The organism is Micromonospora sp. HK10 (assembly GCF_000982955.1).
GTDB lineage: Bacteria > Actinomycetota > Actinomycetes > Mycobacteriales > Micromonosporaceae > Micromonospora.
On the sequence record NZ_KQ058873.1, the window covers coordinates 19,596 to 31,464 of the forward strand.

Sequence of the window (11,869 nt, forward strand, 5' to 3'; positions counted from 1 at the left end):
GGCGGGCCCTCGTCGTTGCCGCCGGCATCACCCGTCCGGTGGCCGGCGTGACGCTTTTGTGGAATCGGTCGCTCCCCCTTCAGGGCCCTCATAATGCCCATCACGGCAGATGATCGTGGCCAAATCGTGACGTGAACAGCGCCGGTGGGGTGCGCCGTTTCGGCCATATTTGCCGGAAGAAATTAGGTGCCCGGGTCACCTATTGACTCGTGACAACGATGCAAAGCTCTGCAAAGGTGATGGGCGCATTCATGACAGTGCCGGCCTGGGCCGACGCTGCCGTGTTACAGATCCACAAAGGAGGAGGAACCTTTGAGGAGACGAGTCACAGCCGGCCTGGCCTCGGCCGCGGCCGCGCTGCTGGCGGCCGGTGTCGTCACGGCACCGGCGTCCGCCGCCCCGGCCGCGGCAAACACCCCCAGCGCCGACAAGTCCAAGCAGGCCCGCAAGGACAACCTGCCGGATCCGGTGGCCGAGCAGCACCAGGAGCTTCGCAAGCAGGCCATCGCCGAGCTGCTCAGCGGCAAGGCCAAGCTCCAGACGCGTAACGGCTCCAAGGTCATCCAGATCAAGAACGACAAGTTCGTCGAGTACCAGCAGCCGGCGAAGGTCGACCCGATCTTCACCATGCTGGTCAACTTCGGCGACCAGACCGACCCCCGTACCGGCGGCAGCGCCGGCCCGGTGGTCAACCAGATCCCCGAGCCGGACCGCAACTGGGACGGCAGCCCCACCGACGACAACAGCACCCTGTGGCGCTCCGACTTCCACCGCGAGCACTACATGGACATGTTCTACGGCGAGGGCGAGTCGTTCCGGGACTTCTACCTGAAGCAGTCCGGCGGCCGGTACACGGTGGGCGGCGACGTCAGCGACTGGGTCACCGTCCCGTTCAACGAGGCCCGGTACGGCAGCAACGCCATCTCCGAGGCCGACGGCTACTGGAACTTCGTCAAGGACAGCGCCACCTCCTGGTACGAGGCCCAGGTCAAGGCCGGCAAGACGCCCCAGCAGATCAAGGACTACCTGAAGCAGTTCGACATCTGGGACAGGTACGACTTCGACGGCGACGGCAACTTCAACGAGCCCGACGGCTACATCGACCACTTCCAGGCGGTGCACGCCGGTGAGGGCGAGGAGGCCGGCGGCGGCGCCCAGGGCGAGGACGCCATCTGGTCGCACCGCTGGGCCGCGTTCCCCAACCTCGAGGGCAAGGCCGGCCCGTCCGGCAACCTCGCCGGTGGTGTCCAGATCGGCGACACCGGGATGTGGATCCGTGACTACACCACGGAGCCGGAGAACGGTGGTCTCGGGGTCTTCGCCCACGAGTACGGTCACGACCTCGGTCTGCCGGACCTGTACGACACCGCGGGCGGCGACAACGGCACGGGCTTCTGGACGCTGATGTCCTCCGGTTCGTGGCTCAGCCACGGCACCGACGACATCGGCTCGACCCCGGGTTACATGGACCCGTGGTCGAAGCTCTACCTGGGCTGGCTGAACCACTCGACGGTCGAGTACGGCAAGGGCAACACCGTGGTGACCCTGGGCCCGGCCGGCGACAGCGACGGACCGCGCGCTCAGGCGGTCGTGGTGAACCTGCCCGCCCAGACCCAGACCACGAACTACAACACGCCGTTCGGCGGGTCGTACGAGTGGTGGGGCGGCAGCGCGGACGACCTGAACACGACGCTGACCCGCACCCTGGACCTGACCGGCGCGACCTCCGCGTCGATCACCGCGAAGGCCCAGTGGGACATCGAGGAGGACTACGACTTCCTCTACGCCGAGGTGTCGACCGACGGCGGCGCCACCTGGGCCGCCCTGTCCAACTCCGTCATCGACGCCGGCGAGACCGGGGTCGACGGCTCCACCAGCGGTAGCTGGGTCGACCTGAGCTACGACCTGTCGGCGTACGCCGGCAAGACGGTGACCTTCCGCTACCGCTACGCCACCGACGGCGGCGTGCACCTGGCCGGCCCGTTCCTGGACAACATCGCGCTGACCAAGAACGGCACGGTGGCCTGGACCGACGACGCGGAGACCCTGGCCGCGGAGTGGACCGCCAAGGGGTGGACCCGGATGGGTGGCTCGGTGACCGCCAGCTACCCCCGCTTCTACATCGCCGAGAACCGGACCTACGTCGGTTACGACGACACGCTGCGGACCGGCGGGTACAACTTCGGGTTCGCCAACACCCGGCCGAACTTCGTGGAGCGGTTCTCGAACCAGCCCGGCCTGCTGGTCTGGTACGTGAACTACGCGTACGGGGACAACAACACGTCGGAGCACCCGGGCTACGGGTTGAACCTGCCGGTCGACGTGCGCCCGGGCCCGATCACCGTCAAGGGGCAGGGCAACATCACCAACCGGCGTAACGGTTACGACGCCACGTTCAGCTGGTTCCCGAAGCCGGCGCAGACGTTCCACCTCAACGGGGTCGCCGTGAAGGTGCCGAAGCTGGCGCCGAACCCGGCCTTCAACGACAGCAACGTCAACCGGTACTGGAGCGCTGACAACCCGCAGAACTCGGTGAAGGTGGCCGGCACCGGCACCAAGATCCAGATTCTGTGGCAGGGCCTCAAGCCGAACGACCTGATGATCGTGAACGTCAGCAACTGATCGGCTGCGTACGTCCGGAGGGGCCGGTGGCGGCGACGCCACCGGCCCCTTTCGCGTACCCCGATGGCATTCGCCCTGGTCATCCCGCCAGATCGGCCGGCCGAGATGTGACGGTGTGGAGCGATCCCAACAAAAAGTTGCTACAAATCGACGCAGCTGTCTTCCCACCGGTCACAGGAATGTCTATGTTCACCATTGGTCCCACTAGTGGGACGTCTCCACCGGCCCCTACCCCCGTTGGGCCGGTTCCCTCACACCGGAGGTATCCACGTGCGCAAAGTCGCAGTGGGTCTGCTCGGGCTCTCGCTGACGGCGACCGGACTGGTGGCAGGCACGGCCGCCAGTGCCGCGCCGGCGCCGAAGCTGCCGGCCGCCGCTCCGTCGGTCGCCGAGCCCGCGCAGACTGATCACGATCTGCCGAACCCGCTCGAGAGCAAGCGTCGGGCACTGCGCCAGGAGGGCTTGAGCGAGGTCCTCTCCGGCAAGGCCGCGCCGCAGAAGATCAACGGCAGCACGGTCGTCAAGGTGGGCGAGAAGGCGGCCAAGGGCCCGGCGGCCGGCAAGCAGGCCAAGAGCACCAAGGCCGGCAAGGGCCCGGTCAAGGACCAGTACGTCGAGCTGTCGCGCGAGCGGACCGACAAGATCTTCGTGATCCTCGCCGAGTTCGGCGACGAGCGGCACCCGTCCTACCCGGACCAGGACACCGACCCCGACACCCCGGGCCCGACCCGCTTCGACGGCCCGCGGAACAACGAGATCCCCAAGCCCAACCGGGCGGTGGACAACTCGACCGTCTGGCAGCCGAACTTCGACGCCGACCACTACCGGCAGCTCTACTTCGGCACCGCCCCCGGTGACGAGTCGCTGAAGCAGTACTACGAGGCGCAGTCCTCGGGCCGGTACAGCGTCGACGGTGAGGTCACCAACTGGGTCAAGGTGCGCTACAACGAGGCGCGGTACGGCCGCTCCGGCGGCTACCCGTGCGCGTCGAACGTCTGCACCAACACCTGGGCGCTGGTCCGCGACGCGGCGAACCAGTGGGTCGCCGACCAGAAGGCCCAGGGCCGCACCGACGAGCAGATCGCCGCCGACGTCCGGTCGATGGACGAGTGGGACCGGTACGACTACGACGGCGACGGCAACTTCAACGAGCCGGACGGCTACATCGACCACTTCCAGATCGTCCACGCCGGCGGTGACGAGGCCGACGGCGACCCGTACCAGGGTGAGGACGCCATCTGGAGCCACCGCTGGTACGCCTACGCGTCCGACCAGGGCAACACCGGCCCGGCCAACTTCCCGGCCGGCGGCACCCAGATCGGCAACACCGGCGTCTGGATCGGCGACTACACCGTCCAGCCGGAGAACGGCGGCCGTAGCGTCTTCTACCACGAGTTCGGCCACGACCTCGGCCTGCCGGACGACTACAACAACATCAACGGCGGCGACAACAACAACGAGCACTGGACCCTGATGGCCCAGAGCCGCCTCGGTGACAAGAACGACGGTGGCATCGGTGAGCGGGGCGGCGACCTCGGCGCCTGGAACAAGCTCCAGCTCGGCTGGCTCGACTACGAAACCGTCGTCGCGGGCCAGACCAAGACGCTGAAGCTCGGCCCGCAGGAATACCACAGCAAGGAGGCGCAGGGCGTGGTCGTCGTGCTGCCCCCGCGCACCTACACCTTCGACAACGGCCAGCCGTTCGAGGGTACGAAGCAGTGGTTCTCGGGCAACGACGACGACCTGAACACCACGATGACGCGGACGATCGACCTCACCGGGAAGACCAGCGCCGCGCTCACCATGAAGGGTCGCTACAACATCGAAGAGGACTACGACTACCTCTTCTTCGAGGCCTCCACCGACGGTGGCCAGAACTGGTCCACGCTGCCGGGCACGGCCAACGGCAAGGCGCTCAAGGAGATCTCGCCCGGACGCTTTGCCCTGGACGGCTCCACCGACAACAAGTGGGCCGACGTCACCATCCCGCTCGACTCGCTGGCCGGCAAGACCGTGCAGTTCCGGCTCCGCTACCAGACCGACGGCGGCCTCTCCGCCGGTGGCTTCTACGGTGACGCGATCACCGTGACCGCCGACGGGGCGACCCTGTTCAGCGACGGCGCGGAGGCGGGCGCGGGTGCCTGGGCCCTCAACGGCTTCAGCATCCAGGCGGCGACCTACACCAAGCAGTTCGCCAACTACTACATCGCGGGCAACCGGTCGTACGTCTCGTACGACAAGTACCTGAAGACCGGCCCGTACTACTTCGGCTACGCGAACACCCGACCGGACTACGTGGACCACTACGCGTACCAGACGGGCCTACTGGTCTCCTACTGGAACCTGCGCTGGACGGACAACGACACGTTCGAGCACCCGGGCGAGGGTCGAAACATGATCATCGACGCGCACCCGGAGCCGCTGTACAACCTGACCGGCGCCCCGTGGCGAGCCCGCGTCCAGGTGTACGACGCGCCGTTCAGCCTGAACAAGGCGGACTCGTTCACGCTGCACATCAACGGCCAGCCGCAGTACGTGCGGGGCCAGAACGCGCAGCCGCTGTTCGACGACACCAAGAAGTACTGGTACCCGGAGCTGCCGAACCACGGCGTCAAGCTCCCGGCCGCCGGCGTCAAGATCAAGGTCTTGGAGCAGGACGGCACCCAGATGAAGATCCGCATCTCCTGACCGGTCCGACCGACGCGACACCCGCGATGCCCGGGCAGCACCGCTGCCCGGGCATCGCCCTGTCAGCCGACCACCGCGGCCCCGGGGCGCCCCGGAGAATCCCCTGATCCTGACCACCTGCGCGGCCGCTCCCCGGCGTACCGCCCTAGGCTGTGCCCCATGACCGACCAGCGAGGCGGACCCGTCGACGAGTCCTGCGTCCTCCCCGAGGGGCCCTGGACGCACCGCTTCGTCGGCGCCAACGGGAGCCGCTTCCACGTCGTCGAGGCCGGCACCGGCCCGATGGTGCTCTTCCTGCACGGCTTCCCCGAATACTGGTACGCCTGGAAGGACCTGCTGCCCGCGGTCGCCGACGCGGGCTTCCGGGCGGTCGCCGTCGACCTGCGCGGCTACGGCGCGAGCGACAAGCCACCCCGGGGGTACGACGGCTACACGCTCGCCGCCGACGTGGCCGGCCTGATCCGCGCCCTCGGCGAACGGTCGGCCACCGTGGTGGGCAGCGGCGCCGGCGGCCTCATCGGCTGGACCGCCGCCTCGTTCCACCCGACCCTGGTCCGGCGGCTGGTGGTGCTCGGCGCGCCGCACCCGCTGCGCCTACGGGCCGCCATCTTCGCCGACCCGCGCGGCCAGTTCACCGCCTCCACGCCGACGCTGAAGTTCCAGCTCCCCCGCTACGAACACGTGCTGACCCGCGACGGTGCCGTCGAGGTCGAGCGGATGCTGCGCCGCTGGGGCGGACCGGCCTGGGTGAACGGTCCGGAGTTCGAGGCGTACGCCCGGTGCTGCCGGGTGGCCATGCAGATCCCGCAGGCGGCCTTCTGCGCCCTGGAGGGCTACCGCTGGGCGTTCCGGTCGGTGCTGCGGCTGCACGGCTACCGGTTCGTCAAGCTGATGCAGAAGCCGCTCGTCACGCCGACCCTCCAGCTGCACGGCGCGCTCGACCGGGCCTCCCTGCCGCGCACCGCCCAGGGCTCCGGCCGCTACGTCAGCGCACCGTACGAGTGGCGGCTGCTCGACGGGGTCGGCCACTTCCCGCACGTCGAGGCCCGCGACCTGGTCCTCGGCGAGGTGCTGCGCTGGACGAAGTCCTGACTCAGACCCGCTGCTCGCGCAGGTCGGTGACCTCACGCGCCGGCGCCCACCCCTGGTAGACGCCGAAGTCGAAAGCCTCCAGCCCCATCGCCTGCGCCACCGGCCAGCGCCCACCGGTGTACTCGACCCGCAGCCAGCCCTCGTGCTCGGCCAGCACGATGAACGGCTGGCCCTGCCAGGTGCAGGTGGTCCGCAGGTACGCGAGATCCTCCACCTCGACGGCCGGCACCACCCGCACGTACCGGCCGGGGCGTACCTCCTCGAAGCCCTCGCCCGGCTCGGGCTGGTAGAGGCGGACGTCGTCGCCGTCCGGGCTGGCCTGGTACTCCCGGCCCTGCCAGCGGGCCACGTAGCCGTCCCGGTTCATGCCGCGTCCACCGGTCGCCAGAGCAGCACGTCGGTGTCCAGCACCGCCACCACCCGCTCGCTGCCGTCCGCGCCGACCCGCCACAGCTCCGCGCCGTGCGGCAGCCGGGCGCTGTCCACCTTGAACTCGGCGACCACGTCGCTGGTCTCCCCCGGCGCGAAGCCGTTGCCGCGGAACGGCGGACGCTCGATGACCCAGCCCTCCATGGCCCGCATGGCGGCCTCGTTCTGCCCCCCGTACGGGATGCGGTAGAGGCTGGGCCGGTACGCCGGCCAGCGCAGCAGATAGATCTCCTCGGCGTCCCGCCGGAACGGCGAGTCCGGGTGCCCGAGGCCGAGCGTGTCGAAGAGCTCCGCCGGGGTACGCAGGTGCGACAGCTCGCTGGCCCGGTGCACGAAGCCGGACACCCGGTCGTAGCCGCGCTCCAGGTAGTAGGCGAGTTGGCTCGGCGCGACGGCCTTCTGCATGGTCACCGGGCGGGTGCGGTCCACCGGGGGCGCAGCCGGCCGGCTGGTGGACGCCGGCTCGGCATCGGCGGCGGAGGCCTCCGCCTCGCCGTCCGGGTCGTCGCCGAGCCCCACCTCGGCGGCCCAGTTGGCCAGCGCGAGGACCTGCTCACCCGGGTAGGTGGCGCCGACCGGGCTGCCCGGGTTCACCGCGAACGACCAGCTCACGTCGGGCCAGCTCCGGATCAGCCGGACGAACTTCACCCGTACCGTCGCGACCGGGCCGCCGGAGCGCTCGGCGAGCCGCTCGGGCGAGGTGTGCACCACCACGTACGTCCCGCCGTCGAGCTGCTCGGTCCGCCACACGAAACCCGGGTCGCCGGGGCGGCTACCCGATGCGGAGTCGGGGGCCACCGGCAGCAACACCCGGGCCAGCAGCAGCGTGGTGAGGAACCCGTCGGTGCTGCCGCTGCTCGTCGCGGCCAGCAGCTCCTCCTCGACCTCGTTCGCCGGAACGAAGTCGGCCGGTGCCGCCGGCGCGCCACCGGTCGCCGGGTTCGGACCGGCGGTTGCCGCGGTGACCGGTGCCGCCGGCTCCACCGCGGCGCCGGTCGGCGCGGCCGTCCTGGCGGCGGGAGGCGTCCCGGCGGCGTCGGACATCCCGGCGGCGTCGGACATCCCGGTGGCACTGCGGGGCGTCCCGGCGGCGCCGGAGGCCGGTTCGGCGGGCTCGGCGAGCGGTCCTGGCGGCTGGCCGACGGGGGTGAACAGCGACGCGGCTCCCGGGGCGTGCGGTGAGCCGGGGGATCCGTCGGCGGGAGTGACCGGCGGGGCGGTCTCCTCACCCGCCCGCACCGGCCGGCTCCCGGACGCCGCGAAGAACGAGTCCGCCCCCGTGGTCTCCCCGGTGACCGGCGACCCGCCCGGCACGGCGGGCGGGTCGAACAGCGGCACAGTGGGCTCGGCGGGCGGAGCGAACAGCGGCACCGTCGCCTCGGCGGACGGGTCATACGCCGGCACCGCCGCCTCAGCCGGCGGACCGAACAGCGGCACCGTCGCCTCGGCAGGCGGGTCATACGTCGGCACCGTCGCCTCAGCCGGCGGACCGAACAGCGGCACCGTCGCCTCGGCCGGCGGACCGAACAGCGGCACCGTCGCCTCGGCAGGCGGGTCGTGCGCCGGCACCGCCGGCTCGGCCAGCGGCATTTTCGGCTCGGCCGGCGGCATTGTCGGCTCGAACAGGGATCCGGTGACGGGCGGGCGGGTCGGGCCGGGCGGCTCGTCAACCGGCCGGCCGTTCCGGCCCGGGCGGCCGAGGAATTCCCCGTCCGGCTCGGCCGGGCGGGCCGCCGCACCGGCCGGCTCGACGCCGCCGGCTGGGTCGAGGGTGAGCGGCACGGTCGCCTCGCTGGCACCGGACCAGGGCGCGACCGGCTCGCCGCCGACCACCGGGTGCCCCGACGGCGGCGTCGGCTCGCTCAACCCGCGCCAGGGCGCGACGGGCTCGCCACCGCCCGCCGGATGCACCGACGGCACGGCCTGCGCCGGGGCGCCGGTCCAGGGCGCGGCCGGCTCGGCACCGCCCACCGGGTGCGCCGACGGCACCCTCGGCTCGGTCATCGCCGGGGCGGCGACGGGAATGGTGGGCACGGTGTACGGCTCGGGAACGGTGAGGTCCCGGGCTTCGATGACGGTGCCCTCGATGACGATCGGGGTAAACCCCCGCCGAGACGCGGGCGGGGCGGACACTGGCTCGGCGAGCGACGGGGGTAGCTCCTCCGCCTCCGCCGGTACGGCGAATCCCGCCTCCCCCGGCTTCGGGATGGGCTCGGTGCGCTCGCCGACGTCGGCCAGGTCGGCGGGACGGGGACGGCGCCGGGGCAGGGCCTGGGTCGTCTCCTCCCCGGAGTCGGGCGGTACCGCCGGACGGAAGGGGCGCGGCGGCTCGTCGTCGGCACCCAGACGGGCGGTCGGAGTGGCCTCGGTAGCGCCGAACGCCCGGGTCGGGTCCGCGGGCACCGGCTCGTTCAGCGGCCGGCGGCGCGGGAACGGCCGCCCGCCACCGGCGAACCGGGACGGCGGTGCGGGGCGCTCGGCACCCCGGCCCGCCGGCTCCACCGGGGACGGACCGGCGGGTGACTCGAAGAACGAACGGGCCGGCGGCGGGGGCGCGGGCTCGCCGGAGCGGCTCCGGGAAGCGCCGACCCGGCCGGCGTCGGCGAAGGGATCCGGCTCGTCGGGCCGCCGGCGCAGGTCGTTCACCCAGCCGGAGAGGCTGTCGGCGGTGTCGTCGGAGGGGTTGGCGGGGGCCCGGTCGGCCAGGCCGTTGCCCGGCCGGGGCCACCCGTCGCGGGCCGTCGGGTCGGCCTCCGGCGGTCGGCCCGGCGACCCGAGGCGGCTCGCCGCCAGGAAGCCGGGCGGTCCGGGGCGGCGGGGAATCGGCGGCAGCGGTGGGTCGGCCGCGCCCGGCGCGGCGGGGCGGCCCGGCGGGACGGGCGGTGCCGGGAGTGACCCGGTCGCCGGCTCGACCGGCGGGACGGCGCCCCGGAGGTCAGTCGCGGTCTGCTCCCAGGGCGCGGTCGGCGACGCCGCGGCGGGGAAGCCGGACGACGCCGGTTCCGCCGGGCGGGCCGGCGTGGTGCGGCCGGCCGTGGGTACGCCGGCGGCCGGACCGTCAGGTCTGGTCGGTTGGCCGGGGAACCCGGAGCGCGGCAGGGGCGGGGCGACCGGAGCCGGGGCGGCGGCAGGGACCGGGCCGGGCGTGACCGGCGTCCCCGGCACCGGCACGGCGGGGGCAGGGGCCGGGCCGGAGGTGGCCGGCGCGACCGGCGTCCCCGACACCGGCGCGGCGGGCCCCGTCGGCCACCCGGCCGGCGGCGAGCCGGCGCCGCCGGTCGGCGGGGTCACGCCGGCCGGCGTCTCCCGGCCGGCGGCGGCGCGGGCGCGGGTCGCCTTCTCCACCCGTTCCAGGCGGGCCCGGGCTCCCATGGTGCGCCCCGGCAGCCGGACGTCCCCCCGGGACAGTTGGGCCACGTACCAGGCCGGCAGGTAGCCCTCGATGGGCAGGCCCGGATTGACCGCGAGCCACCACTCGTGGTTGGGCCAGCCGGCGGCCAGTTCGGCGTACGGGACGCGCCGGGTGGCACCGGCGTTCCCGCCCAGGCAGGCCCGCATCGCGTCGACCGAGGTAAATGCCAGCACGTGCGTCCGGCCGCCGGTCGTCCAGGTGCCCCAGCCCGCCGGGGACCGCCCGCCGACCGCCTCGGCGGAGATCGGCAGCAGGAGATCCGTCCTGGTCAGGATGCGGAAGTAAAGCTGCTGGTCCTGGGCGCGGAGGGCATCCCGCAGCGCCACCTCGGCCTCGGTGGCCGGCTCCCATCCGGTCACGGCCACCTCTCCTTCCGTGCACCGGCCACAGGTATCGCCTACAACCTACAAGGTGGGAACAAGATCACAATGGCTGGCCGCCGGCGACGCGGCGGGGCGCTAACATCCCGTTCCGCAGTCGACACGATACGGAGGCGGTCGATGTCCCGGCCCATCGCACGCCCGGCCCTGGCTCTCCTGGCGGCCGTTCTCGGCACCGTGCTGCCGGCGGCCACCCCGGCGTCCGCCCGGAGGCCCGCCACGTGCGCCACGGCACCCGCACCGGCGCGCCCGGTGACCGGCCGGCCGTGGCCCCAGCAACGGTACGCGCCCGACCGCCTCGCCCCGCTCGCCACCGGCGCCGGGGTGGTGGTCGCGGTCGTCGACTCGGGCGTGGACCGGGCGCATCCCCAACTCGCCGGGCGGGTGCTGGCCGGCGCCGACTTCCTCGACCCGGGTGGCGACGGCACCCGGGACTGCGCCGGACACGGCACCGGGGTGGCCAGCATCATCGCGGCGGCGCCGCAGGCCGGGGTGGCGTTCCGGGGCCTGGCGCCGGGCGTCCGCATCCTCCCGGTACGGGTCAGCGAGCAGCAGGTCGTCGACGGGCGGGAGGCGGGGCGGACGGTCGGCCCGGCCGGCTTCGCCCGGGCCATCCGGTGGGCGGTGGACCACGACGCCGACGTGCTCAACCTCTCCGTGGTGCTGTACGCGGACCACCCCGCAGTGCGGGCCGCGATCGCCTACGCGCAACGCCGGGAGGTCGTGGTGGTGGCCGCCGTCGGCAACCTGCACGACAACGGCGATCCGTGGCCGTACCCGGCCGGGTACGACGGGGTGCTCGGGGTGGGCGCGATCGGGGCGGACGGGGTGCGCTCCCCCTTCTCCCAGACCGGCCCGTACGTCGACGTGGTGGCGCCCGGCAGCGACGTGCTGATGGCCGCCCCGGGGCGGGGGCACCACCGGGCCGAGGGCACGAGTTACGCCACCCCGTTCGTGGCGGCCACCGCCGCGCTGCTGCGGCAGTATCGCCCCGAACTGAGCGCGGCGGAGGTGAGCCGGCGGATCCTGGCCGGTGCCGATCCGGCGCCCGGCCCCGGGGAGGGCTACGGGGCGGGGGTGCTCAACCCGTATCGGGCCGTGACCGAGTCGACCGGGCCGGCGGCCGCCCGACCGGACCGGGTGGCGGCGCTGCCACTCGACCGGGACGACCCGGCCACCCTGGCCCGGCAGGCGCGTCGCGCGGCGGCCCGGCACCGGGCGCTCCTGGTGGCCGGCGCGGCGGGCG

6 protein-coding genes are annotated in these 11,869 nt (G+C 72.9%); 4 read left to right on the forward strand and 2 right to left on the reverse strand.

Annotation, left to right across the window (positions count from 1 at the left end):
• Positions 1 to 312: 312 nt before the first annotated feature.
• From LQ51_RS24910 to LQ51_RS24920, 3 genes are all read left to right on the forward strand, one after another.
• Entirely contained in the window at positions 313 to 2,622 is a 2,310-nt protein-coding gene (locus LQ51_RS24910) for an immune inhibitor A domain-containing protein (protein ID WP_046569717.1), read from the forward strand.
• 285 nt (positions 2,623 to 2,907) lie between these two features.
• Positions 2,908 to 5,310, forward strand: coding sequence for an immune inhibitor A domain-containing protein (locus LQ51_RS24915; protein ID WP_046569720.1), 2,403 nt, complete (start codon positions 2,908 to 2,910; stop codon positions 5,308 to 5,310).
• Between the two features lie 159 nt (positions 5,311 to 5,469).
• Positions 5,470 to 6,402 (forward strand): alpha/beta fold hydrolase, encoded by a 933-nt coding sequence (locus LQ51_RS24920; RefSeq protein WP_046569722.1) that lies wholly within the window; start codon positions 5,470 to 5,472, stop codon positions 6,400 to 6,402.
• Between the two features lies 1 nt (position 6,403).
• Here LQ51_RS24920 and LQ51_RS24925 read toward each other — a convergent pair whose 3' ends face one another.
• Positions 6,404 to 6,769: a hypothetical protein gene (locus tag LQ51_RS24925; RefSeq protein ID WP_046569723.1), complete on the reverse strand. Its 366-nt coding sequence runs from the start codon at positions 6,767 to 6,769 to the stop codon at positions 6,404 to 6,406.
• Complete coding sequence (locus LQ51_RS32950) at positions 6,766 to 10,602, reverse strand: SseB family protein (protein ID WP_046569732.1); 3,837 nt, start codon at positions 10,600 to 10,602, stop codon at positions 6,766 to 6,768. The genes LQ51_RS24925 and LQ51_RS32950 overlap by 4 nt, the downstream gene beginning before the upstream one ends.
• Positions 10,603 to 10,743: 141 nt before the next feature.
• On the opposite strand from LQ51_RS32950, the gene mycP reads away from it, so the two are divergent.
• The coding region (gene mycP, locus LQ51_RS24935) for a type VII secretion-associated serine protease mycosin (protein ID WP_046569725.1) at positions 10,744 to 11,869 on the forward strand (1,126 nt) is incomplete at its 3' end.

Coding starts and splice junctions, on each gene's coding strand:
- LQ51_RS24925 (WP_046569723.1), bottom strand. CDS start 6,769: ATGAACCGGGACGGCTACGTGGCCCGCTGGCAGGGCCGGGAGTACCAG.
- LQ51_RS24920 (WP_046569722.1), top strand. CDS start 5,470: ATGACCGACCAGCGAGGCGGACCCGTCGACGAGTCCTGCGTCCTCCCC.